The sequence below is a fragment of the Streptomyces sp. NPDC047315 genome (genome assembly GCF_040643215.1).
Taxonomy (GTDB): Bacteria; Actinomycetota; Actinomycetes; order Streptomycetales; family Streptomycetaceae; genus Streptomyces.
Genome location: NZ_JBEYTZ010000030.1, coordinates 89724 through 115928, shown reverse-complemented (window position 1 = coordinate 115928; position 26205 = coordinate 89724). Strand labels below are relative to the sequence as shown.

Sequence of the window (26205 nt, the reverse complement as noted above, 5' to 3'; positions counted from 1 at the left end):
CGGAGAACAACACCACCGGACGCTCGAACTCCCCCGCCACCTCCCGCACCACATGAACCGACTCCGACTCCAACGCATCCAAATGCGACAAGGCGAACCCTCCGCCCAGGTCCACACCCGGATCCGCGGTCACTTCGGGTGACACGCTCGTTATGCTCATGCCAAACCTCTCTCGGTCAACAGTCCCAGTACGGCACGGGCGGACTCCGCCACCGTCCGGTCTCCCGTCGGCGTGGGCACCGGCACTTCGACGAAGGCCGCCCTGCTCTTCTCGTGCCAGGCACCGACCAGTCGGGTGTCCTCGACACCCGGTCGGGCCACGGGCACCAGCACGGTGACGCCGTTGGCGGCCAGGACCTGCGCGATCCGACCGATGCGGCGTACGTCGGTGGCGCCGTCGCTCCCTTCCGCCGGCAGCACTTCGACCCTCCGGTGGCGCCCGGTCAGCCGCTCGGCGAGGGCACGGGCGACCCCGTGCCCCGTGCCCTCGGATCCGGTGAGCCAGACGGTGGCGCCGGGCTTGCAGGTGCAGTACGCGGTGGGGGGCGGTGCCGTGCTCACAGCGCCCCCCACTCCCGTACGGCCGCGGTCAGCACCCGGTGCGCACGGCGGAACTCCGCGGCGTCGATGCGCTCGTGCGGCGTGTGGTCGAGGCTGGCGTCCCCGGGGCCGTACGCCACCATGGGGACCCCGTGCCAGGTGGTGGCCAGGGTGTTCATGTCGCTGCTCCCCTTCTTCAGGAGGAACCTGGGGGCGGTGCCGGCGTCCCGGAAGGCCCGCTGGAAGCTCTTGACCAGCGGGTTGGAGCGGGGGGTCGACTTGCCGGGGGTGGCCCGCAGGACGTCCATCCGCACCGGCTCCACCGCGGCGGACCGCAGCGCGTCGAGCAGTGCGTCGACGTCGACCCCGGGGGGTACGCGCACGTCGACGACGGACTCGCCGGCCTGGACGTCGCCGTGGTTGAGCGCATTGACCCCGAGGACGGCCGTCAGGGCTTCGGGGGCCACCCGCTCCACCTCCCGGCGGGCCGCGGCCAGGGCCTCGACGAGCCGGTCTCCGGCGGTGCGCACGCCCTTGCCCGCGGTGTGGCCGGTGTGCTCCGACACCGCGAACCGCACCTTGATCAGCCCGTAGTAGCCCACCGTCAGGGCGGCGGCGCCGCTGGGCTCGCCGATGACAACGGCGTCGGCCGGGTAGTGGTCGCGCACGTGGAAGGCGCCGGCGCCGGTGATCTCCTCCTGGACCGCGCCGACGACGCGCAGCTGCACGTCGTCGGGGAGTTCAACGTCCACGAGGGTCTGGAGGAAGGTGACGAGACTCGCCTTGGCGTCCACGCTGCCGCGCCCGGTGAGGACGTCGCCGTCCCATCGGGCCGGCCAGCGGTGCGGCACGGTGTCGACGTGGCCGAGGAGCAGAAGCCGGCGCGGGCCCGAGCCGCGGGTGGCGACCAGGTTGCCGACGGTGTCGATCTCGGCCTTGATGCGGTTGTCGGTGCACCACTCGGCGAGGAACTCCGTCAGCTCCCGCTCGTCCCGGGAGACCGACGACAGCTCGACGGACCGGGCGAGCAGGGTGAGGTCGGCGGCGGGCGCGGGCGCCCGCCAGAACCAGGTGGCGTCGGTGGCGGCGAGGGTGTGCGGGCCGGTGACGGCGATGTCGCAGCTGCCGCGCATCGCGATCTCCGCCGCCCGCACCTTCTGCCGCATCCTGCCCCGGGCGTAGCGCTGTCCCTCCCCCTTGTGGGCGTGCCTCAGGGTGCTGGTGGGGTTGCGGGGGTCGGTGAGGAGTCCGGCGGTGCCGGTGACGAGCCGTAGGTGGTCGGCGTCCAGGGCGCGGGCCGCCTCGGCCGCGAGGACGTCGGCGTCGACGTTGAGGGCCGTGCCGCCCTCGACGTCGGCGACGGGTGGACTGAGGCAGACGACGTCGAAGGTGTCGAGCAGGGCCCGTAGTCGTGGCACGTCCAGGGCGCAGACGGTGCCGGCGCGGTGGTCGCGCACGATGCGGACCTTGCCGTCCTCGACGGCGCGCAGCGGGCCGTTGACGGTGGCGCTGACCAGTGAGCCGGTGCGTGCGACGGCGGCGAACACCGAAAGGCCGCGCCGGGTGAGCTCCTGTTCGATGCGGGGCAGGGTGACCTGTTCGTACGCGGCGACGATGTGCGGCGTCTCCTCCGGCGGGCAGTAGCGGACCTCGTCGCCGCCGCGGGTGGTCAGGGTGCGCACGGGGCGGCCGATGGTGCGGTAGTGCTCGCGGATGCCGGCGGCGCCGCCGGCGACGACGAGCACCTGCGCGCCGCGCTGGCGCAGCGCCAGGACCTCGTCGTACACCTCGGTGTGCACATGGCTGGCGCTGCCCAGCTTGACGACGTAGAGCGCGGCTCGCCGGGCGCTGGCGACTTCTCCCAGAGCGGACATGGTGGGGCTCCCTTTCTGCGTGGTGGTGCGCGGTGCCGCGGACGCCGGCTCAACCGATGCCCCGGCAGTTGCCGCCGTCCGCCACCAGCACGCTGCCGGTGACGAAGGCGGCCTGTTCGCTGGCGAGGAAGGCGACGAGGGCGCCGAGGTCCTCGGCCCGGCCGATCCGCCCCAGGGGCAGGCTCCGGGCGACCTCGGCGAGGCGCTCTTCGACCTCCTCGCCGTACTGGACGTCGAGGATGGGGGTGCGGTGGAACCCGGGGGCCAGCACGTTCACGGTCACCCCGGCGTCGCCGAAGGTGTGCACCAGCCCCTTGACGAAGCCGAGGACGCCGAGCCTGGCGACGGACGAGAGCCCGCTGCCGGGGTGCGGTTGGCGCACCGACTCCGAGGTGATCATGATGATGCGGCCCCACCCCGCGGCGGTGAGGTGGGGGGCCGCGGCGAGCGCGAGGGAGACGTGCGGCAGCAGGTTCCCCTCGACGGCGTCGCGGTACTCGGCGACGGTGAAGCTCTCCACCGGGCCGAAGGGCACGCCGCCGGAGTTGGTGACCACGACGTGCAGGGCGCCGAACTCCTCGGCGGTGCGGTCCACCCAGGCGGCGGCCTCTTCGGCGTCGGTGAGGTCCACGACGGTGGTCAGGACCCGGCCCGGGCCGCTCGCGTCGACCTCCGCCCGGGCGCGGGCCAGTCGGTCCGGGTCACGGGCGCAGAGGGAGACGTGGGCGCCCTCCGCGGCGAGGGCGCGGGCGGTGGCGAGGCCCAGGCCGCTGCTGGAGGCGGCGACGAGGGCGACGCGACCTGCGAGTCCGAGGTCCACTGGGTCAGTCCCTTCTCGGTTCGGTGTCGTGCGGTCAGCTCGCGCCGGCCGCAGTGGCCTTGGGGCGGCTGTCGGCGCGGGCCCGCCCGGGCAGCAGGGGGTATCCGTACCGGGTGAGCAGGGGTGCGGAGATGCCGGTGGCGGCGACGAGGTCGCGGGCGCCGAGTTCGGTGCGCCAGCGTTCGTCGGGCCGGATCGTCGTCGTCCCCCGGCGCAGCCGGTCGGGGTTGCCCGTGACGGTGTGGTTGACGCCGAGTTCGACGACGCCGGAGTCGTCCACCGGCGAGTCGTCGTCCAGCCCGGCGAAGCGCAGCACCTCGGTGACGGTGCGGCCCGGCGCGCGGGACAGGTCCTCGTGGCGGATGCGCAGGTAGCGGCCGACGGCGGCTTCGCCGATGAGTTCGGACGCCAGGTTGAAGGCCGTCCAGTAGCCGGTGCTGCGCGCCGGGCTCATCGGGTCGATGTACTCCTTGCCGCGTCGGTAGGACAGGGCGGTGGCCCGGGGATCGCGCACGATGTGCAGGACGCGGACGTCGAGGTCGGTGCGGCCGAGCAGGGCGGCGGCCTCGGCGGGGTACTTGGAGCCGTCGACGACGAGCCGTTCGGCGCCCCGTTCGGCGAGCAGCCGGTAGATGCGTGCGGTGTGGCCGGTGAGCTCCTCGACGCCGGGGGCGGGGGCCGCGGTGCCGAGGGACTCAGCGAGCCGGGTGCGGGTGTGCCGGGTGCGCAGCAGCGCGCGCTGGCGCATCGTGAGGTGACGGGCGGTCGCCTCCGGTGCCGTCTCGGGCGCGCCGGCGGCGAAGGCGGCCAGGACGTCGGACCACAGCGGGCAGTCGCGCACGGCGGCGCCGCAGCCGCAGGTGGAGTTGGTGCCCGCGCCCAGGACGCCGTTGCGCCACAGGTAGTGCAGCTCGCCGATGTGGCGTACGCCGGGGAGCTCGTTGAGCAGATTGCCCAACAGGGTGGAGCCGCTGCGCATCCAGCCGGTGATGTAGAGGACGCGCGGGAGATGGTCGGTCATCGGGTGGGGTCCTTCCGGGTACCGGGCGGCGGTCAGTCGCGCGACAGCAGCAGGAAGTGCTGCGGCAGGTGGACCGCGAGCCCGACGCGGGTGCTGGCTTCGACGAGGTCGCCGCCGTCGGGGCCGGCGCCGCGGCGCAGCGCGATGGACGCCACCTCGGGCACCAGGAGGGTGGCCGCCGCGCGGAAGTCGCCGAGCAGCGCCTGGTCACGCGGGATCATCCGGGTGCGGGAGACCGTGATGCCGACGCCGCCGAGCAGGCCGAGGGTGCCGGCCTTGGCGAGCTGCCAGTACGTGGCGGGGTGGACCACGATCCCGTCGCAGGAGCCGCCGGTCTCCTCCACTTCGGCCGCGGCGCTGGTGAGGGAGTCGGCGAGGTCGTCGCCGAGCGTTCCGCGGCGGATCTCGGGCAGCGTCAGCAGCCCGGGTACCGCCCCGTCCGCGCTGCCGTGCAGCAGCGACTCGTTCTCGACGACGGAGAGTCTGACGAGGACGCGGTAGTCGACGAAGGTGGCGAGCAGGGTGGGCTCGTCCAGCAGTCCGTCCGGCAGCGGTACGCAGACGGTGAGGTCGGTGAGGTCGGCGCCGCGCAGGCTGGAGGCGAAGGCGCCTTCGGGGGTGCTGGCGTACGAGGTGCCGGAGGCGTTCACCGCGGCGCGCGGGGGCTCGTACACGTAGGGGACGGTGCGGTCGGGGACGGTCGCGGTCTTGAGCAGGTGTCGTACGGCGTAGCGGGGTCGGGTGGCGAAGAGCGGGAAGGCGGCCGGGAGATGGGCCCGGAACGGTACGACGCGGTCCTCCCCCGGGGCGACGCCCCGTACGGCCCAGGCGAACTCCTCGCCCGGGGTGCGGGCCTTCAGGCCGGGGTCGGCCAGGGGGATGCGAACCCCCTGTTGAACTGCGGGACTTGCAACGGCGCCCTGCATGGTGACTCCTCCCTCGTTAACACGTTCAGGGGAAAGGCTGGCGAGCTAATTGACATTAGACATTTCTTCTGGACGCTGCGGACGCCGTGGACTTCAGGTGTCCTTATGAGGGGCATAACCTCGCGTTACCAGCTATCGCCGACACCGGTTACCGGTCATGCGGCTGGAATATGCCCTGGCCACGGCGGGGCGGGCCGCGTACGCGAGCGCGCCGGGACGGTCCATGGGGGGAGTATGAAACTCTCTGCCCGGGACCATGAAAATCTCATATCGGGTTCGTGTATCCCGGGGTAGGAGACGCCGTGCACCGGCGTCTAAGGTTTTCCTACCCGTCGCTTCACACTGCACTCTCTGATCAGGTCCCGCGTCCCCAGCGAGAAGAACGGGTGTGTGGCAGATCGTTCGTGGAGGTGAGTGGGAGAATGCACCACAACCTGCAAATCAATCAGCTCAGAACCCTGGTGGCAGTCGTCGAGCTGGGTGGCTTCCGCCGGGCCGCCGAGGCTCTGCACATCACGCAGCCCGCGGTCAGTCAACAGATCCGGCAGTTGGGCCGGCTCACCAAGGCCCCGGTCTTCACCTCGACGGGCCGCAACCTGCGGCTCAGTCCGCAGGGTGAGGAGCTGCTCGGCTACGCGCGCCGGTTGGTCACCCTCAACGACGAGGCCGTGGGGCGGTTCGTACCGCTCGCCGGCAACGTCAGGTTGTCCATCGGCATCGTGAACCAACTCGCCGAGGCGCTACCGGAGTTCCTCCGGGTCGTCATGAAACGCATGCCGCACGCCCAGGTCAGCGTGCGGACCGGGCTGAGCGAGTCCCTGGAGAGTCAGGTCTCGGCAGGACAGCTGGACCTGGCACTGCTGCTCCAGGCCCGCCCCCAGCGCACCAACGCCACCAGTCACCACCTGGGGCACATGAAGATGGACTGGTTCGGTCAACCGGCGCACGGCGAACGGGCCGCGCTCCCGCTGACGCTCTTCACCGAACCGTGCACCCTGCGCGGGCGCATCATGGAGACCCTCGACGCCTCCGACGTCCCCTGGCGCATCTCGTACGAGGGCTCCGAGTTGGTGGGGCTGCGCGCCGCCGCCAAGGCGGGCCTCGGCATGGCGTGCCTGGTGGCCAACGGCGACGAGTTGTGGGGGCTGCCCCGGGCGATCAGGCCGGGCCTACCGTCCGCGCCCGGCCCGATACCGGTCACCATGGCGTTCCCCGTCTCCGCCAACTCGTCCGGGCTGCCGGGCGTCGCGGAGAAGGCGTTCCGCCAGGCGCTGCGGGGATATCCGTTCACCGAGACCCCGGCCCGCGGGCCGATGGAGGGGATCCCGGTCTGACCGCACCACGAGCCCGATCGCCGCACCGAACTGCACCAAGAACAAGGAGATGCACGTGCCCCACGACGTGACCGTGGACCTCGCCCGCCTGGCCGACCAGGAAGGCGTCGACCCCTCCGTCGACCCGTACGCCCTCTACACCCGGTTACGGGAGGCGGGCCCCGTCCACCGGGTCCGCCTCCCCGTCACCAAGGACGAGTGCTGGCTGGTCGTCGGACACCGCGAGGCACGGGCCGCGCTCGTCGACGAGCGGCTGAGCAACGACGTCCGCCTCGCCGCCGACCCGCGTGACGACGGCTCGCTGGCGCTCGGCCGCAACATGCTCCAGGTCGACGCGGTCGAGCACGGCCGGTTGCGCCGGCTCGTCGCGGGGGTGTTCACCGCCCGTCGGGTGCGCGCCCTGCGCCCCCGCGTCCAACAGCTCGCGAACGAGTTGGTGACCGCGTTCCTCGACGGCGGGTCCGCCGACGAACCGGTCGACCTCGTCGCCGCCCTCGCGCTGCCGCTGCCGATGGCGGTCATCTGCGAACTGATGGGGGTCGCGGACGAGGACCGCGAGGACTTCCACCGCTGGTCCGACGCGATCGTGAAGCCACCGACGCCCGACGCCGCGGGCGCTGCACTGCACTCCCTCATGCGCTACTTCGCCACCCTGATCGAGAACAAGCGCCGACACGGCGGCGACGATCTGCTCAGCGCTTTGGTCCGGGCGAACGACACCGGTGACCACACCGGCGACGACGGCAGTGAAGGTGGTGCCGCGCCGGCGCCGCGGCTGAGCGACGACGACCTGCTCGGCATGGTGTTCCTGCTCTTCGTGGCGGGGCACGAGACGAGCGCCAACCTCATCGCGGCCGGCGTGCACGCCCTGCTGCGCCATCCGCGGCAGCTCGCGGAGCTCCGCGCCGACTGGTCCCTCCTCGACGGCGCCGTCGAGGAGATGTTGCGGTACTGCGCCCCGGTCCAGGCGACGGCGTTCCGCTTCACCTCCGAGCCGGTCACCGTCGCGGGCACGGAACTGCCGGCCGGGGCCCCCGTACTGGTCAGCCTGGGCGCGGTCAGTCGCGACCCCGAGCTGTTCCCCGCACCGGACGCCTTCGACATCCGTCGCCCGCCGTCGGAGGTCCGCACCCATCTGGCCTTCGGACACGGCGCGCACTACTGCATCGGCGCTCCGCTCGCCCGGCTGGAAGCCTCGCTCGCGATCCGCACGCTGCTGGAGCGATGTCCCCGGCTGCGGCTCGCACCCGAGGGCGGCGGGGCCGGTGGGATCGTCGAAGAGGTGGTGTGGCGGCCCAACGCCATGCTGCGCGGCCTCGACCGACTGCCGGTGCTGCGCGGGTGAGAAACGCCGATCGGGCCGGCCCCGGTCCGGGGCCGGCCCGATCGGGCACGTGGACCAATCCGTAGGACAGACGTCCTAGTCCGATGGACACCGGCCCGGGCCCCAGTCGACGTCCAGAGCGAGGCCCGGGACGTCGTCGTAGCCGCCGAACGCGGTGCCGGTGATGGCCGCGCCGGTGTCGCCGGCGAGATAGACGGCCAGGCTGCCGAGCCCGTCGTCCCCCGCCGGTTCGACCGCCCCGCGACCGTTCGGGCCGAACGCCCTGCCGGCGTACGGCATCACGCCCCGCAGCCCGGCCGGCGGATCCGGGGTGCGGCGCGCCCCGGGGCTGAGCACGTTGACCGTCACCCCGGTGTCCCCCAGCGCGCGCACCAGTCCGCGCATGTAGCCGAGCAGGCCCATGCGCGTCACCGATGCGACGCTCGGTTCGGACGTGCCGTGGCCGCTGACGGCGGGCGCGATCATCATCACCCGGCCGCCGCCGCGCACCTTCATGCACGGCAGCGCGGCCAGGGTGACGCTGATGTGCGTCAACACGTCGGCGTCGATCGCGGCCCGGTAGTCCGAGATCCGGAAGCCGTCGGGGGGACGGTCGAGTCCACCGGAGTCGGTGACCACGATGTCCGGGCCGCCGAAGGCGTCCGCGGTGCGCCTGACCCACTCCGCGGCGACGAAGTCGTCCCGCAGGTCGGCCGGCATGCTCAGGACGTCGCCCGCGCCCAGTGCGTTCACCTCGACGTGGGCGCGCGCCAGGGCCTGGGGGTCGCGGGCGCAGAGCGAGATGTCGGCGCCCTCGGCGGCGAGCGCCCTGGCCACGCCCAGCCCGCCTCCCCCGCTCGGGGCTACCACCATGGCGACGCGTCCTCTCAACCGTGCGGCCATGTGGCTGCTCCCTGGGGTCATGCGCCGGGCGGCGCGGCTCGCTCGTCATCCGGGATCACGCCCGGCCGGCTCCCCCGAATTCCTTCCCATCTTGGAAACTACATTATCCATGAACTCACCCAACGATTTCCCCTGCCCGTATAAGTGATTCCATCAATATCGATCAGATGGGTTTATTGGTGATTCCGGGGGGAAATCGGATACGGTTTCTATTGGCCGAATTCCACACCACCACAAGCGGGGTGACGTTCATGCAGAAGGTAGCCGCAGGACCGGAGTGCCCGGAATGCACCGCCGAGGTTCCGTTCGAGGGCGGGGCGCGGGTGAACGAGATCATCGAGTGCCCGGAGTGCAGCAGTGAGTTGGAAGTGACGTCCGTGCAGCCGCCGGAGCTGGTGTTGGCCCCGGAGGTCGAGGAGGACTGGGGCGAGTAGGCCCCGGGCGGACAGGAAGGGATTCCGCGATGAGTTCGCAACCGCCGCGCCTCGGTGTGCTGGCGTCCCGGGTGCGCTACGAGGAGAAACGCCTCATGGCCGCGCTCGACCACCGGGGCATCGGCTATGAGCAGTTGGATTCCCGTGCGCTCTCGATCGCGGCCGGGGCGCCCCGGGTCGGTCCCGACCTCGTCCTCAACCGCGAGGTCGGGCACTACCGCGCGCTGTACGCCGCAAGCGCCCTGGAGTCGGCGGGGGTGACGGTCGTCAACAGCGCGGCGGCCACCCACGTCAGCGGGGACAAGTGGCACACCTCGGCGGCCCTGGTCCGCCGGGGGCTGCCGACGCCCAGGACGGTGCTCGCGACCACCCCTGAGGCCGCGTTCGCCGCCCTGGCGGAGATCGGCTACCCGGCCGTGATCAAGCCGCTCGTGGGGTCCTGGGGACGGCTGGTGACCCGGGTCAACGACCGGGATATGGCCGCCGCGGTGCTGGAGCACCTCGCCGCGCTCCCCTCGCCCCAGTCCCACGTCGTCTACGTGCAGGAGTACCTGCCCGGCGCCGACCGGGACATCCGGGTCCTGGTGGTGGCCGGCCGGGCGGTCGGAGCGACCTACCGGCACGGGTCGGAGTGGCGCACCAACGTCGCCCGGGGCGCCGTCAGCAGGATCTGCCCGCTTCGACCCGGCCACGTGCAACTCGCCGTCGCCGCCGCCGAAGCGGTGGGCGCCGACGTCGCCGGCGTCGACCTCCTCGAAGACAGGGACGGACGGCTCACCGTGATCGAAGTCAACGACAGGGTCGAGTTCCGGGGCCTCCAGGAGGCGCACGGCACCTCGATCGACGTGGCCGGCGCCTTCGTGGACGCGCTGGCGGAACGCCTGACCGCCGGGCGCGGCGACCGTCGCACCGCCGAGGGGGCCGCGGCATGACACGCGTCGCCGTCGTCGGAGCCGCCGGGTACATCGGCGGCGAGCTGCTGCGCATCCTCGTCGGTCACCGCGGCGTGGAACTCGTCGCCGCCACCTCCCGCAGCCTCCAGGGACGGCCCGTGGACGGGCCGCATCCGAACCTGCGCGGTCGCACCCGACTGGCCTTCAGCGCGGAGGAGGACCTCGACCGGGTGGACGTGCTCTTCTTGGCGACGCCGCACCGGGAGACCATGCAGCGCATGCCGGAGTTCCTGGCCAGGGCCGAGACCGTCATCGACCTGTCCGGCGACTTCCGGCTGCGCGACCCGCAGGCGTACGTCGACTACTACGGCGTCCCGCACGAGGCGCCCGAGCTGCTCGACGCCTTCGTGCCCGGGCTGCCCGAGTTCCACCGGGAGCAGTTGCGCACCGCGGACCGGATCAGCGTGCCGGGGTGCATGGCGACCGCGGGGATCCTCGCGTTCGTGCCGCTCGCCCGGGCCGGTCTGATAGAGGACGAGCTGACGGTCGACGCCCGCACCGGCTCCAGCGGCTCGGGAGCCAAGGCGGGCCGGGAGAACCTGCACGCCGAACGCAGCGGTGCACTCCGCGTCTTCGCGCCGACGCGCCACCGTCACGAGGCCGAGATCGCCCAGGCCACCGGAGTGTCGGTACGGATGACGGCGACGGGTGTTGAGGCCGTGCGCGGGGTGCAGATCCTCGGCCGGGCCCAGCTCGCGCCGGGGGCCGACGAGCGGAGCATCCGGGCCGCGTACCGCGCCCACTACTCTGCAGAACCGTTTGTGCGGGTAGTGGCGCACCGCCGCGGGCTGCACCGCTTCCCGGACGCGAAGATCCTCTCCGGCTCCAACTTCTGTGACGTGGGCTTCGCGCTGGACCGGGGCGCCGCCCAGGTCACCGTGATCGCGGCCCTGGACAACCTGGTCAAGGGCGGTGCGGGCAACGCGGTGCAGTGCATGAACGTCAGGTACGGACTGCCCGAGGAACAGGGCCTGGAGTTCACCGGGCTGCACCCCAACTGACGGCGGGCGCCGCGCGTGCCGCTGGACCGGGCCGGGCGGCCCGCCCCGTACCCCGTACACCGTACTTCTGTGAATCCGCCGCCGTCACCGCACGCCCTCGTCATCGCACGCCCCTCTCCATCCCGCGTGCGGCCGGCTCTCCCTTCCCGTGCGCACCGCCCACCACGGGTGCCCCGAACCCGCTCGACCCGCACTCGGCCCGCCTCGATGAGGCCCGGCCGACTCAACGAGAGGACAGGCATGACCAGCCCGCCCACTTTGCGGAGCCCGGCCCTGCCGGGCACGACCGCCGACCCGGCCGCCGTGACGGGCCGGATCAGGGAACACATCGTCACCCTGTGCGCGAGCCCGGAGGGCGGACACCTCGGGGGCTCGATGTCCCTCGTCGAGATCCTCACCGCCCTGTACTTCAACGTGCTGAGGATCGACCCGAACGACCCCGCCGCGCCCGACCGGGACATCCTGGTGCTGAGCAAGGGCCACGGCGGACTCGCCCTGTACTCGACCCTGTGTGAGGCCGGGTTCTTCCCCGCGCAGCGCCTGGCCGAGTACGCCCGCCCCGGCAGCGACTTCATGGCGCATCCCCACCCGGGCATCCCGGGCATCGAGATGCCGTCCGGCTCCCTCGGCCACGGCCTGGCCCTCGGGGTCGGATACGCCGTCGCCGCCCGGCTCGACCGCTCGGACCGCCGCTGCTTCGTGGTGATGGGCGACGGCGAACTCCAGGAGGGCTCCGTCTGGGAGGCCGCCGCGGTCGCCGCGAGCCACCGGCTCGGCGGGCTGACGGCCGTGATCGACCGCAACCGCCTCCAGATCACCGGCGAGACGGAGTCCGTGAGCCGGCTCGAACCGCTCGCCGAGCGCTGGCGCGCCTTCGGCTGGCGAGTGACCGAGGTCGACGGACACGACGTCAAGGCGCTCACCGGCGCCCTGTCGGCGCCCGATCCGCACCGGCCGACGATGGTCATCGCGCACACCGTCAAGGGCAAGGGCGTGCCCGCCGTCGAGGGGCAGGCCCGCAGCCACTACGCCCGGCTCGGCGAGCGCCAGCGCCAGCGGCTGCTGACGTCGCTGCGCGCCGCGGCCCGCAGGAGGCTGTGATGACCACCGCCGCGCCGCCCTCCACCCGGGAGGTCTATCGGGACCTCATGGCCGAGCTGCTGCCCCGCGACCCCCGGCTGGTCTGTCTGGACACCGACACCGGGCTGTTCAACGGCGTCGACTTCGGGGCCGGCGCCGACCGGTACCTCAACCTCGGCATCGCCGAAGCCACCTTGATGTCGGCCGCGGCGTCCCTCGCGAAGGCGGGCCGGGTGCCCGTCGTCAACACGATGGCGGCGTTCGCGGCGGCCCGCGCCCTGGAGTCGGTGAAGATCGACATCGCGTTGGGGAACCTGCCGGTGCGGATCGCCGCCACGCACTCCGGGGTGTCCGCCGGGCATCTGGGGCCCACGCACCACGCCCTGGAGGACCTGGCGGTGATGCGCACGCTGCCGAACATGACGGTCGTCGTGCCCGGTGACGCGGCCACCACGGCGGACCTGTTCCGGCAGTCGCTCGACCTGCCGGGCCCGGTCTACCTGCGGCTCGGCCGCAACTCCGTACCGGACCTGCCCGAGGGTCCGCCGGTGCTGCTGGGCCGGGCCCAGTGGCTGCGCCGGGGCACGGACATCGCCCTGGCCGCCTGCGGCCCGCACCCGGTGCAGGCCGCCGTCGCCGCGGCGGAGCAGTTGGCCGAGGAGGGGATCTCCGCGTCGGTGCTCCATGTGCACACCGTCAAGCCGCTGGACGTGGCCGCGCTCATGGAGGCGGCCGGGGACAGCCGCACGGTGGTCACGGTCGAGGAGCACTGGCGCACCGCGGGCTTCGGAGCCGCGGTGGCCGAGGCGCTGAGCGAACTGGCGCCCGCACGCGTGATGCGGGTCGCCATGCCCGACGCGTTCGTGCCCGTCGCCGGCGGCCAAGAGTACCTGCTGGCCCGCGGGGGCGTCACGGCCGGCGCGGTCGCCGCCCGCGCCAGGACCGCACTCGGCAGACGCAGGAGGGACGCACGATGAGCGAGGTGTTCCGCACGTCCGGTTGGTGGCGTGAGGAAACGATCCTGGACGATCTGCGGCGCGCGGTGGCCCGCCGTCCCGACAAGGCGGCGCTGGTCTGCTACCGCGACGGGGAGCCCGAGACGCTGTCGTACGCGGAGCTGGCCGAGCGGGTCGACCGGATCGCGGTCAACCTGCGCCGCCTCGGGGTGCGCCGCGGCGACGTGGTCACCCTCCAGCTCCCCAACTCCTGGCAGTTGGTGGCGCTGTGTCTGGCGTGCGCCCGGATCGGCGCGGTCGCCGGCCCCGTGGTGCCGGTGATGCGCCGGCGCGAGGTGGAGTTCATGACCCGGCTCACCGCCAGCGCGGTGTACGTCGCCGCCGGCGAGTTCCGCGGCTTCTCCTACGCGCGGATGAGCGCCGAGATCGCCGCGGACGTGCCCACGCTGCGCCACCGGGTGCTGATCGGCGGCGGGCCCGACGCGCTCGACTTCGACGCGGCCCTCCTGGACCCCGCACCGGACGCGTCCGAGCTGGCGGCCCTGGACGGGTTGGAGGCGCGGCCCGACGAAGCGGCGCAGATCATGTTCACCTCCGGCACCACCGGGGAGCCCAAGGGCGTCGTGCACAGCCACAACACGCTGTACGCCATGAACCGCGCCCAGGCCGACGTCCTAGGGCTCGTCGCCGACGAGGTGACGGCCATGGGCTCCCCCACCACCCACCAGGCCGGCTACACCTGGAACTTCGTGATGCCGCTGCTGCTGGGCGCGACGTCCGTGCACGTCGACGCCTGGGACCCGCGGGCGATGCTCGACGTCCTCTCCGAGCAACGGGTCACCTTCTTCATGGGCGCGCCCACCTTCCTCTCCGACCTGATCGAGGCCCAGCGCACCGCGCCGCGGGATCTGTCGGGCCTGCGGACCTTCGCCACCGGCAGCGCACCCATCGCCCCGCTGCTCGTGGAGGACGCGCGTCGGGTGCTGGGCTGTCGGGTGCACGCCCTGTGGGGCATGACGGAGAACGGCTGCGTGACGATCACCCGGCCCGAGGACCCGCCGCTGCGCGCCGCCGAGAGCGACGGCACCCCCGTCCCGGGCATGGAGGTCCGGGTCGTCGACGACAAGGGCGTGCCGGTGCCGGCCGGCGGGGCGGGGCTGCTCCAGGTCCGGGGCGCCGCCCAGTGCCTGGGCTACTTCCGCCGCCAGGACGTGTACGCCGCGTGCGTCACCGACGACGGCTGGTTCGACACCGGTGACCTCGCCCGCGACGACGGCCACGGCGGGATCCGCATCACGGGCCGGGTCAAGGACGTGATCATGCGGGGCGCCGAGAACGTGCCGGCGGTGGAGGTGGAGGCGGCGCTGCTGCGGCACCCGGCCGTCAAGGACGTCGCCGTGGTCGGCTATCCGGACGACCGGCTCGGCGAGCGGGCCTGTGCGGTGGTCGTCGCCGTCGACCGGCCGCCGCAGCTCGCCGACCTCCAGGAGCACCTCGCGGCGCTGGAGATGACCAAGCGGTACTGGCCGGAGCGGCTGGAGATCGTCGCGGCGCTGCCGCGCACCCCCTCCGGAAAGATCCAGAAATTCGCCCTGCGGGAGTGGCTGCGCGCCTAGGGAGTGTCTTCAAACACTTTGAAGACACGGCCTAAGCCCGGCGCCCGGGACCGGGCACGGGCGCGCGCCCCGCGAACGATCGAGACGGGATTGGCATGGACTTCGACTTCACCGAAGAGCAGCAGCAACTGGCGAAGGCCGTGGGTGAGTTCGCGGCGGCCAAGGTCGCCCCGCACCGCCACGAGAGCGACGTGCGCGGCAGCTACCGCCCGGGGCTGCTGCGGGAGATGGCCGACGAGGGGCTGTTCTCGCTGCGGGTGCCCCCGGCGTACGGCGGGCGCGGGCTGTCCGCGGTGGGCTGCGGCATCGCCCTTGAGGAGTTGGCGGCGGCCGACCTCACCGTCTGCTTCCCGGTGCTGAACGCCGCCCTCGTCGGCGCGGTGCTCGCGGCGAACGGCACCGAGGACCAACTCGCGCGCTGGCTGCCGCCGATCGCGCACGGCGAGGCGGTGGTGGCGCTCGGGCTCACCGAGCCGGATCGCGGCACGGACGCGGCCAACATCGACATGCGGGCCGAACCGCGCGCCGGGGGCTGGGTGTTGACGGGCGAGAAGACCTCGATCATGGTCACCGCCTATGCGACGCACTGTCTGGTCTTCGCCCGCACCGGCGGCCCGGGGGCGCGCGGCATCACCGCGTTCTACACCCCGCTCGACGTCGAGGGGGTGCGCCGCGAGCGGTTGAGCGACCTCGGCTGCCGGGCCGGCGGGCGCGGTCGGATCGTCTTCGACGGGGTGTTCGTCGACGAGCGGGACGTCGTCGGGGAGCCGGGCCTCGGCTTCGTGGAGGTGATGCGCGGCTTCGGGGTCTCCCGGGCGCTGATCGCGCTGATGGCGATCGCGGTGGGCCGGGCGGCGCTGGACGAGGCGATCGCCCACGCCGGCCGCCGGGAGGCGTTCGGCAGCCCGATCGGCACCTTCCAGTCGGTGGCCTTCCCGCTGGTGGAGCACGTGACGATGCTGCACGCGGCACGCCTGGTGTCGTACGAGGCGCTGCACCGCGCGGACGCGGGCCGCGATCCGCGCGTACCGGCGAACATGGCGAAGTGGTGGGCGCCGAAGGCCGCGGTGGAGGCCGTGCACCAGTCGCTGCTGACCCTCGGTCACCTGGGGTGGAGCGAGGAGGGGCCGGTGGCGCAGCGGCTGCGGGACGTGATCGGGCTGCAACTGGCGGACGGCACGGCCGCGGCGACCAAACTCGTCGTCGCCCGGCAGCTGTTGGGGCGCGAGGCGGCGCCCTGACGCGCCGTCGCCGCGGGGGCGGTCAGGCGCGGGTCTCGGTGCGCTTGCCCTCGCGGTAGGTGCGCATCTTGGCCCGCGTGCCGCACACGGCCATGGAGCACCAGCGGCTGCCGCGGTTGCGCGAGCGGTCGTAGAAGGCCCACTCGCAGCGGTGTTCCCGGCACGCCTTGAGCCGCTGCCAGGAGCCGTCGGACACGGCGGAGACGCTGATCGCCAGGACCGTGGCGAGGACGCCGCGCATGTCGGTGAGTGCGGGTTGGAGGCCGAGGTGCGAGCCGTGGTCGTCGAAGCCGGCGACGATCGGGCAGTCGCGGGCGATGTGGCCGAGCGCGGCGCGGGCCTCGGGGTCGGGGTCCGCGCCGTTGTTCTCGCGCAGCAGCGCGCGCAGGGCCTCGCGCAGGGCGATCGCGTCGCGGCGGTCGGGCTCGCTCGGTTCGACGCCCGCGCCGGCGAGGCCGTGGTGCGTCAGCCAGCGGCGCATGCGTTCGGTCGAGGTGAACTCGTCCGGCCCGAACTCCACGTTCACGCTGTTCACAAAGGACTGCACGAGGGAGAGGCGGCCGGGCGCTACGGCCCGGTCACCCGGTTGGCGAACTTCCCGCAATCGCTCCACGGCGCACACCCTACCGACGTTGGTCCTTCACTGGTAGCGGTTCGTCGAACGTCCCCTTGGCCAAGCAAGGTCCCCCTCTGCTGGGCCCTCTGGACGAAGCCGCCGTTGCCCCTGCGGGAGCGTTGGTCTCTGCGGCCCGGTGGTGGGCTTGTCGCGCAGTTCCCGCGCCCCTGTCTTGCATCCCCGGCCGTCCACCTGCGGGACGAGGGTCTTTTAGGGGCGCTGGGGTCCCCCATGCCCTCTGGGCACAGGTGGGGGTGCCCCCGTCCCCGCAGGGCACAGGTGGGGGTGCCCCCGTGCCCGCAGGGCACAGGGGGAGGAACTGCGCGACAAGCCCACCACCAGGGTGCAGACGCCACCACCGCACCCCTTCACGGCGATACCGCGCCCGCCGAGGCAACCACACCGTCGGAGGGGCCACGTGGGACCGTCCCGACACGACCCAGCGCGCGGTCGACGAGGGGGCCGGCGCCGCCGGTGTAGGTGGTGGCGTCCAGGAGGGCCGCGAGGGTCGCCGGGGCCAGGTGGGGGCGTACCTCCGGGTGGTCGGCGAGCAGGTCCGAGAGCGGTCGTCCGGTGGTGGTGGCGGCCCCTGCGACGTCGGTGAGCAGCGCCCTGGCGCGGGCCTTGCCGAGCGCGGGGGCGAGGGCGGCGGCGACGCGTTCGGTGGCGACCGCGCTGCCGGTCAGCGACAGGTTGCGGCGCATCGCGTCCGGGGCGACGGTCAGGCCCCGGGTCAGTTCGACCGCGGTGTGGGCTGCGCCGCCCACCAGCCGTAGGCACTCGCGCAGCAGTAGCCACTCCGCGTGCCAGGCGCCGGCCGAGCGTTCGTCCTCCGACACCAGGCACTGCGTCAGGCCCGCGGCCATGGGCGGCACTTGGAGGGCGGCGCTGCGGATCAGCGTGGACAGTACGGGGTTGCGCTTGTGCGGCATCGCGGAGGAGACCCCGCGCCCTTCGGCAGACGGCTCGGCCACCTCGCCGACTTCGGTGCGGTGCAGGACCTGCACGTCCGCTGCGATCTTGCCGAGTGCGCCGGCGGTGAACGCGAGGGCCGCGGCGAGGTCGGCCACCGGGGTGCGCAGGGCGTGCCACGGCAGGACGGTGCGGGCGAGCCCGGTCTCTGCGGCGTACGCGTGGACCAGGGCTTCGAGGTAGTCCGCGGCGTTGCGGGGGCCGTTCGCCGCGGCGCTCCCGTCGAGCGCCGCGTACTCCAGGTAGCCGGCGAGGGTGCCGGCGGCGCCGCCGAGGGAGACCGGCAGCCCGTCCGCCAGCAGGTCGTCCACCCGGCGCAGCGCGTCGAGGACGAGTTGGCGCCAGCCGGCGGCCTTGAGGCCGAAGGTGGTGGGGACGGCGTGCAGGGCGAGGGTGCGGCCGGCCATCGGGGTGTCCCGGTGTTCGGCGGCGAGTGCGCCGAGGGCTTCGGCGACGTGCGTCAGATCGGCCCGGACGATCCTCAGGGCCCGGGCCGCCACCAGCATCGCGCCGGTGTCGAAGACGTCCTGGCTGGTGGCGCCGCGGTGTACGTAGTCGGCGGAAGCCGGGTCGACGTCGGCGACGAGCCGGGTCAGTCGGGCGACGAGCGGGACGACGGGGTTGGCGGTCTGTCGGGCCGCAACCGCGATGTCGCGTGCGTCGAAGCGTTCGGCGCGCGCGGTGGCGGTGATGGTGCGGGCCGCTCGTGGGGGCAGGGTGCCGAGTCGGGCCTGGGCTCGGGCGAGGGCGGCTTCGGCGTCCAGGAGGGCTTGGAGCCAGGCCCGGTCGCTGACCGCGTCCTCCACGGGGGTGCCGGCCCGGACCGGGGAGAGCAGTCCGGTGTCGTGGGCCCGGTCGGGGCGGTCGCTCACACGATCACCCCGTTCACTTCCGAGGCGTCCGTGGGGCGGTGCGCCGAGGCGTCGGCGCCGGTCGGCAAGGTGGCGGGCGGCAGTGCGAGCACCGCGCGGGCGATGGCGTCGGCGTCGGCGAGGGTCACGGAGTCGACGCCGGGGCGGATGCCGGCGGCGGTGACCCAGTGGACGGCCTCGGTGGGCACGCCGTAGGCAAACCGCCGCGGGTGGACGTGGCCGCTGGCGTCCCGCAGCCGGTAGGGGCGTTCGGTGACGGCCAGTCCCCCGGTCTCGTATCCGCCGCCACGGGCGTCCGGGATGCGGTACGGCGCGGCCTGTTCGGTGGTGAGCAGGTGCCGCAGCAGGGGGTCGCGGGTGCGGCGGAGGTCCGGTTCGGGCAGCCGTGCCTCGATCAGCACCCGGGAGCGCACCAGCGGTCCGGGCACCACGGTGGAGTCGGCGACGAACGCGGGGTTCTCCACGTCGAGTCGGATGCGGGTGCCGGGGCCGGTGAGGGTGACCAGGCCCGCTTCGATCAGGGCGATCAGCTCCTCGATCCGGGACGCCGGCGGGCCGATGGACAAGAAGGCGTTCAGCGGGGTGTACCAGCGCTCCAGGTCGTCGCGGTGCGAGGCGGCGTCCAGGCCGCCGTGGTCGACGGCGAGCCGGATCTCGTTGCGCAGGTCCCGCAGGACGTCGAGGGCGGCCTTCAGCGGCCCGTCGACGTTGCCGGCCTGGGCCTCGGCCACGTCGTGCGCGAGGTGGCCGACGAGCCAGGTGCCGAAGTCGGTCCGGTCGGTGAACTGCCGTTCGCCGTAGGGGCGCACGATGCGGTCCCAGTCCCAGCGGTCGGCGGGCGAAATGCCGTACTGCTCCAGCAGGGGCGTGGCGTCGCGGTCGTCGGCGAGGTCCAGGAAGGCGGTGGTGAAGGCGGCTTCGGCGGTGGACCGGCCGCGGCGGCGCAGCAGGGCCGCGTAGTAGACGGCCTCCACTTCGCGGCGGATCAGCGGCCACAGCTCGGCCAGGAAGTCCACGGCCCGGCCGCGCTCGGTGGCCCAGCGGCGCAGTGCGGCGATGTACTGGGGGGTGAGGAGGCGGGGGGTGTGGCGGCCGTGGGCGCCCTTCTGGTTGCGTCCGCGCGCCTGGTAGGGCACGCCGCGCCGGGAGCTGGGGAAGAGGAGGGGTTCGTCTCCCGAGGGGTGGTAGCGCAGCCGTCCGTCGTCGCCGCGGGCGTAGGTGCCGCCGCGCCCGGTGGTGAACAGCGCCATGTGGTCGAAGAAGTTGAGGCCGAGTCCGCGCAGCAGCACGTTTTCGCCGGGTTCGATGCCGTCGAGGTCCACGTCGGCCGGGTTGGCCGGCGGGATGTACGTGAGCCGGTGCACCCGGGCCAGGCTCGCGGTCCTGGCCTCGTGCGGGGAGAGCGCGGCGGGGACGTGGCCGAGGGTGAGTACGACGGCGTCGAGGCCGTGCAGCCGTGTGCCGTCCTCCAGTCGGACGCCCTGGGGTCCGCCCTGCATGCCGTGGGTGTCGGCGAGGGCGACGGCGCGGGAGCGGTGCACCCGGATGGTCACGTGGGCCGGGACACGCGAGGTGACCTGGAGGAAGGCGTCGTGCAGGTAGCGGCCGTTGAAGGCGCGCGTCGGGTAGTCGTCCGGGCCCAGTCGGCGGGCTTCGGCGAGGGTCGCCTCGTCGTAGTCGCCGGGTGCGCCGAGCAGCGCGAGGGACTGGGCCCACTCGTACAGGCTGGGTCCGGGCTCGACGGGGCCGTCGATCCGGGAGCTGGCGTCGGTGTAGACCGTGATCTGCGAGGCGACGGTGTTCATCAGCAGGTGGCGCGACTGGTCGGAGCGCCACACGGCGCCGGCGCCGGGTACGGCCGGGTCGACGACGTGGATCACCAGTTCGCCGCGGCCGGGGCGGGCGCGTTCGTTGGCGCACAGCCGCTCAAGCAGGGACAGGCCGCGCGGTCCTGCGCCGACGACGCAGATCTCGGCGCGTCGGGAGCGGTGGCCCGGGGCGGGGGTGTGGGCAGTGGTCATGTCAGGGCTCCCGTGGTGGCGTGGACGCCCCGCGCCGCGGCGAGGGGGGTGCGGTGTCCGTGCATCCAGGCGACGTGGTCGTGGAGTTCGTCCGCGTCCATGGCGGACAGCAGCGCGTTCCTCTGCTCGGCGGCGGGACCCGCGGGGTGCCACAGGCGGATGCTTTCGCGGGCGGTGAGCTGGATGCGTGCGGTGCGTTCGCGCCGGGCGTCGGCGTACGCGGCGAGGCGCGCGGGCAGGGCGCCGGCGTCCGCACCGCCGAGCAGTTCGCCGAGGACGACGGCGTCCTCCAGCGCCTGGCAGGCGCCCTGGGCCGCGTAGTGCAGCATGGCGTGCGCGGCGTCGCCGAGGAGGGCGACCCGGCCGTCGGTCCAGCGGTCCGTGGGGTCGCGGTCCACCAGGGTCCAGGTCTTCCACTCGTCGCCCAGCTCCAGCAGCTGTCGGGCGATGCCGCCGAGCGGGGTGAAGGTACGGCGGACGGTGCGGCGGGAGGCCGGGACGCCCGAGACGGGCTCGGTGGTGCCGTCGTCGTGGCTGGCGGCGAGGTTGAGGTGGCGTCCGCCGGCGATCGGGTAGTGCACGAAGTGGCAGCCCGGCCCGGTCCACCAGACGACGGACCGTTCGAACCGCAGTCGCTGCGGTACCCGTTCCATGGGGATGACGGCGCGGTAGACGGTGATGCCGGAGACCCTGGGGTCTCCGTCGCCGACGAGTTGGCGGCGGACGGCGGAGTGGATGCCGTCGGCGGCGATCAGGACGTCGCCGCTGATGCGGGTGCCGTCGGTGAGGACGGCGGTCGCGGTGGTGGCGTCCTGCTCGTAGCGGGCGACGGCGTGTCCGCTGTGCAGGGACACGGCGTCGGAGGCGAGGCAGGCGCGCAGCAGCGCGGCGTGGAGTTCGGCGCGGTGCGCGACGACGTAGGGGTTGCCGAAGCGCTGCCGGTATCGGGCGGTCAGCGGCAGGCTGGTGACGTGTCGGCCGGTGACCCCGTCCATGAAGCGCAGTTCGGACATGTTCACGGCGGTGGCGCGGACCGCGTCGCCGACGCCGAGGGCGTCGAGCGCGTGCAGGCCGTTGGGGGCGATCTGGATGCCGGCGCCGATCTCGGCGAAGCGGTCCGCCCGTTCCAGGACGGCGGCGCGGTGGCCGCGGGCGGTGACCGCGAGTGCGGTGGCGAGCCCGCCGATGCCGCCGCCCGCGATGACGACGAGTGCCATCACGCGCTCCCGTTCTCCGCCGCGAGCCAGCGGGCCAGTTCCAGCCGTTTGATCTTGGTGGTGGCGGTCTGCGGCAGGTCGTCGAGGTGCCGTTGGACGGGGTCCGCCATGGGCGGCAGTCCGGCGGTGGCCGTCCGCCAGGCGTCGAGGTCGAGCGGGGCGCCGTCCCTGGTGCACACCACCGGTACGGGCTCGCCCGCCGACCCGGGCACGATGACGACCTCGGTGAGCTGTTCCAACTTGCTGAACAGGGCGTCCTCGGCGGCGAGCGTGGAGCCGAAGCCGTCGATGAGGTCGACCTCGCGGTCCAGCAGGTGGATGCAGCCCCAGCGGCTGCGGTAGCCCACGTCGCCCATCCGCCACCAGCCGTCGGCGGACACCTGGGCGTCGTAGCGCTCCTGCTCCCCCAGGTAGGTGACGATCCGTCCGTCGCTCCTGATCTCGATGTGGCCGGGGTTGTCGCTGGACGGCGGCTTGCCGTCGCGGCTGACGACGCGGATGTCCGTCATGCCGGGGAACGGCATGCCCACGCAGCGGCCGTCCGCGTGCGCCGAGCGGCGCCGGGTGTAGCCGCGCACCACGACCGGGCCGACCTCGCTCTGGCCGTACAGCTGCCCGAACAGGGGGGCGCGGCGGCGGGAGGCGGCCAGCAGTCGGCGCACGGTGCGCGGGTGGATGGCGTCGAAGGTGGAGCTGAAGAGCTTCACGCCGGCGAGGGGTTCGCGCGGGTCGTCAGCGAGCTCCTCCCAGGCCATGAACGAGTTGGGGTGGGCCTCCAGGACGCCCGGGCGCAGCCGGGCGAACAGGTCGGCCGCGGCGCCCGGGTCGGAGTCGGCGAGCACGGCCACCGGGAAGCCGCGGAGCAGGGAGATCGCGAGCGCGGTCATCAGCCGGGAGTGCACGAAGGAGACGTGGATGGCGACGGTCTCGCGGCCGTGCACGATGCCGGCGAGCGCGGTGGCCTGGGGCCGGTAGCGGGCCTGGAGGGTGCGGCCGGTGTGCACGGCGAGCTTGGGAACGCCGGTGGTGCCGGAGGTGTGGGTGATGAGGGTGGGGTGGTCGGCGGGCATGGTGACGGAGGGGACGCGCGGGGCCCCGGCGAGGGCCGCGAGTTCCAGCGCTCCCTGATGGCTGCCGGAGGTCAGCAGGACACGCTCGGCGCGGTCGAAGACCGAGCGCGGTAGCGCGGCGAGCTTGGCGGCGTCGGTGACGAGGTAGGGGCGGTCGGTGCGGCGCACCAGTTCGGCGACGGTGTGCCCGTCCAGCGCCGGCGAGAGCAGTACGGGCACGGCGCCGATGCGGGCCGCCGCGAGGGCGATCAGGGTGATGTCGAAGCCGTCGGTCTTGTGGACGACGACGCGGTCACCGGGTCGGATGCGCACCGCCCACAGCCGCGCGGCGATGTCGTCGACGAGGTCGGCGGCTTCGGCGACGGTGGCGCGCCGCCCGAACTCGGGGGCGATGTCGAGGTCGTGGTCGAGGATCAGGACGTTCGCCGGGTGCCGGGCGGCGGCGCGTTCGAAGAGGGTGCCCAGCTGGATGCCTCTGTTCCGTACACGCTGGAGAAACATGTGGTCAGACCTTTGCCGGAGGGTGTCGACCGGCGGCCGTCGGCAGCCGGAGGGGCGGGCGCACGGCGGTGCCGGTGCGCGGGGCCGGTCCGGTGGGTGCGGCCGGCCGGGCGTCGTGCGGCGGAGCGGCGGTACGGGGGGTGCCGCAGTCAGCGCGGGGTGTCGTCGCCCTCGGTGACGCCCTCGATGACGTCCTTGATGCGGGCCAGGGTGCGCGGCAGGTCGGCGGCGAGCTTGTCGCTCCACTCGGCGAAGAACCGGGCGCGTTCGGTGGCGTCCATCTCCGCGGTGATCCCGCGGATGCCCTCGGTGGCGGCGCCCATCGTGAAGCGGTGGACGAGTCGGCTGCCGCCCCGGGCGGGTTCGACGTCGTACGCCCAGGTGCTGTCCTGCTTGCGGCCCGACTTGTCGCGCATCGACCACTGGAAGGTCACGCCGGGTTCGGCGGCGATCACCTCGGACTCGGTGAACCAGGTGCCGCGGACCACGGGGGCCCAGGCGACGACGTCCGGGGAGCGCAGGTTCTCGCCGCGGAACACCGCGCCCACGGTGGCCGGTTCGCCCGTGGTCCAGGCGCCGCCGACGCACTCGGGGCTCCACTCGCCGCTGCGCGGCAGATCGCTGACGACGGCGTACACGACGGCCGGCGGTGCGGCGACCCACACCTCGACCGCGAGCTCGAACAGGGGCGGCTCGGCGCCGCGCGGGGCCGTGGTGACGGTTCGCCCACCGGTGGCGGTGACGGCTGTCTCGGTCATGTCCAAGTGCCCCTTTCACGTCCCCGGGCGGGGAGGTCGCCGTGGGGGCGCCCCGAGCACCCCCGATACCATCCATTACGGTAAGCAGGTAACGACGGTGCGGCCATGGGCCCCCGATAAGGGCTTCTTCTCGGAGCGGGAACACCCCGTGCGCCACCACTCGCGCGACGGGCGCGCCCCCGGTGTCGTACGTGCGTTACGTTCGTCGACATGCGCGCTGCCTTCATCGAACGACTCGGCGAGCCCGAGGTGATCCGCTGCGGCGAGTTGGCCGAGCCGCGCCCCGGGCCGACGGACGTCCTGGTCGACGTCGAGGCCACCGCGGTCAATCCGGTCGACACCTTCGTGCGCTCCGGCCTCTACCGCACCCCCACCCCCTTCCCCTTCGTGATCGGCCGGGACCTGGTGGGCCGGGTCGCCGGTGCGGGACCCGGCGCACCGGGGTTCGCGCCGGGCGACCGGGTGTGGTGCAACAGCCTGGGGCACGGCGGACGGCAGGGCGCGGCGGCCGAGCGGGCGGTGGTCCCCGTCGACCGGCTGTACCGGCTGCCGCAGGGCGTCGATCCGTACGAGGCCGTGGCGGTGTTCCACCCGGCCGCCACCGCCTACCTCGCGCTCTTCACCCACGGCGGGCTGCGCAGCGGGGAGACCGTCCTCGTGGCCGGCGCCGCGGGGAACGTCGGGGCCGCGCTCACCGCCCTGGCGGCGGCTGCGGGCGCCCGGGTGGTCGCCACCGCATCGGCGCACGACGCCCCGTACTGCCGTGCGCTGGGCGCGGCCGAGGTCGTGGACTACCGGGCCCCCGACGTCGCCGAACGCATCGCCGCCGGGGCGCCCGACGGGGTGGACCTGCACGTGGACACCTCCGGCCGCAACGACCTCGCCCAGGCGGTCGCACTGCTCGCGCCGCGCGGCCGGATCGTGCTGCTCGCGGGGGCCGCCAGTCGACCGGTGCTGCCGGCGGGGCAGCTGTACATGAAGGACGGCTCGCTGCGCGGCTTCGTGATCTCCCGCGCCACCGCGACCGAGCTCGCCGAGGCGGCCGGCGCGATCAATCGGCTGCTCGGGGCGGGTGCGCTGCGCCCTCGTCTGGTCGAGACGCTGCCGTTGGCGGCGGCGGAGGAGGCGCATCGGCGGCTGGAGGAGGGGGAGGTCCACGGCGCGCGTCTGGTGCTGCGGATCGGTGCCTGACCGAAGCGGCCGACGCGCCTGGGGCCTTGCCCGCGCGCCTCTGTGCCTTTTGGACGCAGCCGCCGTTCCCCTGCGGGAGCGTTGGTCTCCGCGGCCCGGTGGGTGGCTTGTCGCGCAGTTCCCCGCGCCCCCAAACCCTCGTCCGTCTGCGGACCGCGCCGGGTTGCTCGCGCAGTTCCGCCCCTGTGCCCTGCGGGCACGGGAGAACCCCCAGCACCCCAAACCCTCCATCTCCAGCCCGCAGACAAGTGACGGGGGAAGCGAAACAGGTGGCGCTGGGGGTACCACCACGCCCTTCGGGCGTAGGGGGCGGAACTGCGCGACAAGCCACAGACGACCGGTGGAGACCAACGCACCCCGCAGGGGAACGGCGGCTGCGTCCAAACGGCACAGGCGCACGCGCGGGGCTTCGGCGCGCTGACCGAGATGCCGTAAGACCCGCGTTACCTTTTGACCCGATGTGCGTTGTGTGGCCAATTGGACCATTCCCCCGAGGGAGCGCACATGCTACGTGGCGTAGCCAACGTCCGGTACCACACGTCCGACCTGGAGGCGGCCAAGCGGTGGTACACCGAACTGCTCGGCATCGAGCCGTACTTCAACCGTCCGGAGTACGCGGAGTTCCGCATCGGTGACTACTCGCACGAGCTGGGGCTGCTCGACACCCGGTACATCGGCATGTTGGGCGAGCACACGTCCACGGACGGCGGTCCGGGCGGGGTCGTCGCCTACTGGCACGTCGACGACGTGCAGCAGACGTTCGAGCGGCTGCTGTCCATGGGCGCGACCAAGCTGGAGGAGCCCCGGGACTTCGGTGAGGGCTTCATCGGGGCCACCGTCGTGGACCCCTTCGGCAACGTCCTCGGCATCATGGACAACCCGCACTACGTCGACATCCTGTCCGCACAGGGCATGAGCTGACCGCACGCGGCACGACGGCGTGGCCCCGGAAGTCGCCTCCGGG

Annotated in this window: 23 protein-coding genes and 1 pseudogene; 11 read left to right on the top strand and 13 right to left on the bottom strand. The window is 73.4% G+C overall.

The window, feature by feature from the left end:
• The 6 genes and pseudogenes from ABZ842_RS29735 to ABZ842_RS29710 all read right to left on the bottom strand — a co-directional run.
• Positions 1 to 160: pseudogene (locus tag ABZ842_RS29735) on the bottom strand (sulfate adenylyltransferase small subunit); the annotation flags it as partial.
• Positions 157 to 561 carry an adenylyl-sulfate kinase gene (locus ABZ842_RS29730; protein ID WP_361543428.1) on the bottom strand — a complete coding sequence of 135 codons (405 nt, stop codon included), beginning with the start codon at positions 559 to 561 and terminating at the stop codon, positions 157 to 159. The gene ABZ842_RS29730 and the pseudogene ABZ842_RS29735, both read right to left, overlap by 4 nt.
• Positions 558 to 2414, bottom strand: a complete 1857-nt coding sequence (locus ABZ842_RS29725) for a M20/M25/M40 family metallo-hydrolase (RefSeq protein WP_361543425.1) — start codon at positions 2412 to 2414, stop codon at positions 558 to 560. The genes ABZ842_RS29730 and ABZ842_RS29725 overlap by 4 nt, the downstream gene beginning before the upstream one ends.
• Before the next feature lie 49 nt (positions 2415 to 2463).
• On the bottom strand, positions 2464 to 3234 hold the full coding sequence (locus tag ABZ842_RS29720) for an SDR family oxidoreductase (RefSeq protein WP_361543422.1): 771 nt from the start codon (positions 3232 to 3234) through the stop codon (positions 2464 to 2466).
• Positions 3235 to 3268: 34 nt separating this feature from the next.
• A complete protein-coding gene (locus ABZ842_RS29715) occupies positions 3269 to 4255 on the bottom strand; it encodes a sulfotransferase (RefSeq protein WP_361543419.1) in 987 nt (328 codons plus the stop codon).
• 32 nt (positions 4256 to 4287) lie between these two features.
• Positions 4288 to 5181 (bottom strand): family 3 encapsulin nanocompartment shell protein, encoded by an 894-nt coding sequence (locus tag ABZ842_RS29710; protein WP_361543416.1) that lies wholly within the window; start codon positions 5179 to 5181, stop codon positions 4288 to 4290.
• A 422-nt stretch (positions 5182 to 5603) separates the two neighbouring features.
• Between ABZ842_RS29710 and ABZ842_RS29705 the strand changes: the two genes are divergently transcribed.
• Positions 5604 to 6515 carry a LysR family transcriptional regulator gene (locus ABZ842_RS29705; protein ID WP_361543413.1) on the top strand — a complete coding sequence of 304 codons (912 nt, stop codon included), beginning with the start codon at positions 5604 to 5606 and terminating at the stop codon, positions 6513 to 6515.
• A 55-nt stretch (positions 6516 to 6570) separates the two neighbouring features.
• Positions 6571 to 7860 carry a cytochrome P450 gene (locus tag ABZ842_RS29700; protein WP_361543411.1) on the top strand — a complete coding sequence of 430 codons (1290 nt, stop codon included), beginning with the start codon at positions 6571 to 6573 and terminating at the stop codon, positions 7858 to 7860.
• A gap of 75 nt (positions 7861 to 7935) precedes the next feature.
• On the opposite strand, the gene ABZ842_RS29695 is transcribed toward ABZ842_RS29700, so the two are convergent.
• On the bottom strand, positions 7936 to 8712 hold the full coding sequence (locus ABZ842_RS29695) for an SDR family oxidoreductase (RefSeq protein WP_361543408.1): 777 nt from the start codon (positions 8710 to 8712) through the stop codon (positions 7936 to 7938).
• A gap of 281 nt (positions 8713 to 8993) precedes the next feature.
• Here ABZ842_RS29695 and ABZ842_RS29690 point away from each other — a divergent pair, with 281 nt between their 5' ends.
• The 7 genes from ABZ842_RS29690 to ABZ842_RS29660 all read left to right on the top strand — a co-directional run bounded on the left by ABZ842_RS29690 (position 8994) and on the right by ABZ842_RS29660 (position 16023).
• Positions 8994 to 9176, top strand: a complete 183-nt coding sequence (locus tag ABZ842_RS29690) for a lysine biosynthesis protein LysW (protein WP_361543405.1) — start codon at positions 8994 to 8996, stop codon at positions 9174 to 9176.
• A 29-nt stretch (positions 9177 to 9205) separates the two neighbouring features.
• The gene (locus ABZ842_RS29685) at positions 9206 to 10108 is read left to right on the top strand and encodes a RimK family alpha-L-glutamate ligase (RefSeq protein WP_361543402.1); all 903 of its coding nucleotides are present in this window, start codon (positions 9206 to 9208) and stop codon (positions 10106 to 10108) included.
• On the top strand, positions 10105 to 11130 hold the full coding sequence (gene argC, locus ABZ842_RS29680) for an N-acetyl-gamma-glutamyl-phosphate reductase (protein ID WP_361543399.1): 1026 nt from the start codon (positions 10105 to 10107) through the stop codon (positions 11128 to 11130). Before ABZ842_RS29685 ends, argC begins: the two co-directional genes overlap by 4 nt.
• A gap of 240 nt (positions 11131 to 11370) precedes the next feature.
• Positions 11371 to 12231: a transketolase gene (locus tag ABZ842_RS29675; RefSeq protein WP_361543396.1), complete on the top strand. Its 861-nt coding sequence runs from the start codon at positions 11371 to 11373 to the stop codon at positions 12229 to 12231.
• On the top strand, positions 12231 to 13187 hold the full coding sequence (locus tag ABZ842_RS29670; protein WP_361543393.1) for a transketolase C-terminal domain-containing protein: 957 nt from the start codon (positions 12231 to 12233) through the stop codon (positions 13185 to 13187). Before ABZ842_RS29675 ends, ABZ842_RS29670 begins: the two co-directional genes overlap by 1 nt.
• On the top strand, positions 13184 to 14782 hold the full coding sequence (locus tag ABZ842_RS29665) for an AMP-binding protein (protein ID WP_361543390.1): 1599 nt from the start codon (positions 13184 to 13186) through the stop codon (positions 14780 to 14782). The genes ABZ842_RS29670 and ABZ842_RS29665 overlap by 4 nt, the downstream gene beginning before the upstream one ends.
• A 95-nt stretch (positions 14783 to 14877) precedes the next feature.
• The gene (locus ABZ842_RS29660; RefSeq protein WP_361543387.1) at positions 14878 to 16023 is read left to right on the top strand and encodes an acyl-CoA dehydrogenase family protein; all 1146 of its coding nucleotides are present in this window, start codon (positions 14878 to 14880) and stop codon (positions 16021 to 16023) included.
• A 22-nt stretch (positions 16024 to 16045) separates the two neighbouring features.
• On the opposite strand, the gene ABZ842_RS29655 is transcribed toward ABZ842_RS29660, so the two are convergent.
• The 6 genes from ABZ842_RS29655 to ABZ842_RS29630 form a co-directional block, all read right to left on the bottom strand.
• Positions 16046 to 16570: an ABATE domain-containing protein gene (locus ABZ842_RS29655; RefSeq protein WP_361543384.1), complete on the bottom strand. Its 525-nt coding sequence runs from the start codon at positions 16568 to 16570 to the stop codon at positions 16046 to 16048.
• Between the two features lie 437 nt (positions 16571 to 17007).
• Positions 17008 to 18483 (bottom strand): 3-carboxy-cis,cis-muconate cycloisomerase, encoded by a 1476-nt coding sequence (gene pcaB / locus ABZ842_RS29650; protein ID WP_361543380.1) that lies wholly within the window; start codon positions 18481 to 18483, stop codon positions 17008 to 17010.
• On the bottom strand, positions 18480 to 20504 hold the full coding sequence (locus ABZ842_RS29645) for an FAD/NAD(P)-binding protein (RefSeq protein ID WP_361543378.1): 2025 nt from the start codon (positions 20502 to 20504) through the stop codon (positions 18480 to 18482). Before ABZ842_RS29645 ends, pcaB begins: the two co-directional genes overlap by 4 nt.
• Positions 20501 to 21721 carry an FAD-dependent monooxygenase gene (locus tag ABZ842_RS29640; RefSeq protein WP_361543375.1) on the bottom strand — a complete coding sequence of 407 codons (1221 nt, stop codon included), beginning with the start codon at positions 21719 to 21721 and terminating at the stop codon, positions 20501 to 20503. Before ABZ842_RS29640 ends, ABZ842_RS29645 begins: the two co-directional genes overlap by 4 nt.
• A complete protein-coding gene (locus ABZ842_RS29635) occupies positions 21721 to 23292 on the bottom strand; it encodes a class I adenylate-forming enzyme family protein (RefSeq protein WP_361543372.1) in 1572 nt (523 codons plus the stop codon). Before ABZ842_RS29635 ends, ABZ842_RS29640 begins: the two co-directional genes overlap by 1 nt.
• A 149-nt stretch (positions 23293 to 23441) precedes the next feature.
• A complete protein-coding gene (locus ABZ842_RS29630) occupies positions 23442 to 24050 on the bottom strand; it encodes an SRPBCC family protein (protein ID WP_361543369.1) in 609 nt (202 codons plus the stop codon).
• Between the two features lie 210 nt (positions 24051 to 24260).
• Between ABZ842_RS29630 and ABZ842_RS29625 the strand changes: the two genes are divergently transcribed.
• Together ABZ842_RS29625 and ABZ842_RS29620 are read left to right on the top strand one after the other, a co-directional pair.
• On the top strand, positions 24261 to 25241 hold the full coding sequence (locus ABZ842_RS29625; protein ID WP_361543366.1) for an NADPH:quinone reductase: 981 nt from the start codon (positions 24261 to 24263) through the stop codon (positions 25239 to 25241).
• A gap of 504 nt (positions 25242 to 25745) precedes the next feature.
• Positions 25746 to 26162, top strand: a complete 417-nt coding sequence (locus ABZ842_RS29620) for a VOC family protein (protein ID WP_361543363.1) — start codon at positions 25746 to 25748, stop codon at positions 26160 to 26162.
• Positions 26163 to 26205: the final 43 nt, after the last annotated feature.

What these genes read in the sequence shown, in the direction of transcription:
- ABZ842_RS29695 (WP_361543408.1), bottom strand. Translation starts at nt 8,712, where the DNA reads ATGGTGGTAGCCCCGAGCGGGGGAGGCGGGCTGGGCGTGGCCAGGGCG.
- argC (WP_361543399.1), top strand. Translation starts at nt 10,105, where the DNA reads ATGACACGCGTCGCCGTCGTCGGAGCCGCCGGGTACATCGGCGGCGAG.
- ABZ842_RS29685 (WP_361543402.1), top strand. Translation starts at nt 9,206, where the DNA reads ATGAGTTCGCAACCGCCGCGCCTCGGTGTGCTGGCGTCCCGGGTGCGC.
- ABZ842_RS29645 (WP_361543378.1), bottom strand. Translation starts at nt 20,504, where the DNA reads ATGACCACTGCCCACACCCCCGCCCCGGGCCACCGCTCCCGACGCGCC.
- ABZ842_RS29705 (WP_361543413.1), top strand. Translation starts at nt 5,604, where the DNA reads ATGCACCACAACCTGCAAATCAATCAGCTCAGAACCCTGGTGGCAGTC.
- ABZ842_RS29665 (WP_361543390.1), top strand. Translation starts at nt 13,184, where the DNA reads ATGAGCGAGGTGTTCCGCACGTCCGGTTGGTGGCGTGAGGAAACGATC.
- ABZ842_RS29660 (WP_361543387.1), top strand. Translation starts at nt 14,878, where the DNA reads ATGGACTTCGACTTCACCGAAGAGCAGCAGCAACTGGCGAAGGCCGTG.
- ABZ842_RS29675 (WP_361543396.1), top strand. Translation starts at nt 11,371, where the DNA reads ATGACCAGCCCGCCCACTTTGCGGAGCCCGGCCCTGCCGGGCACGACC.
- ABZ842_RS29640 (WP_361543375.1), bottom strand. Translation starts at nt 21,721, where the DNA reads ATGGCACTCGTCGTCATCGCGGGCGGCGGCATCGGCGGGCTCGCCACC.
- ABZ842_RS29625 (WP_361543366.1), top strand. Translation starts at nt 24,261, where the DNA reads ATGCGCGCTGCCTTCATCGAACGACTCGGCGAGCCCGAGGTGATCCGC.
- ABZ842_RS29725 (WP_361543425.1), bottom strand. Translation starts at nt 2,414, where the DNA reads ATGTCCGCTCTGGGAGAAGTCGCCAGCGCCCGGCGAGCCGCGCTCTAC.
- ABZ842_RS29670 (WP_361543393.1), top strand. Translation starts at nt 12,231, where the DNA reads ATGACCACCGCCGCGCCGCCCTCCACCCGGGAGGTCTATCGGGACCTC.
- ABZ842_RS29630 (WP_361543369.1), bottom strand. Translation starts at nt 24,050, where the DNA reads ATGACCGAGACAGCCGTCACCGCCACCGGTGGGCGAACCGTCACCACG.
- ABZ842_RS29635 (WP_361543372.1), bottom strand. Translation starts at nt 23,292, where the DNA reads ATGTTTCTCCAGCGTGTACGGAACAGAGGCATCCAGCTGGGCACCCTC.
- ABZ842_RS29710 (WP_361543416.1), bottom strand. Translation starts at nt 5,181, where the DNA reads ATGCAGGGCGCCGTTGCAAGTCCCGCAGTTCAACAGGGGGTTCGCATC.
- ABZ842_RS29620 (WP_361543363.1), top strand. Translation starts at nt 25,746, where the DNA reads ATGCTACGTGGCGTAGCCAACGTCCGGTACCACACGTCCGACCTGGAG.
- ABZ842_RS29690 (WP_361543405.1), top strand. Translation starts at nt 8,994, where the DNA reads ATGCAGAAGGTAGCCGCAGGACCGGAGTGCCCGGAATGCACCGCCGAG.
- ABZ842_RS29715 (WP_361543419.1), bottom strand. Translation starts at nt 4,255, where the DNA reads ATGACCGACCATCTCCCGCGCGTCCTCTACATCACCGGCTGGATGCGC.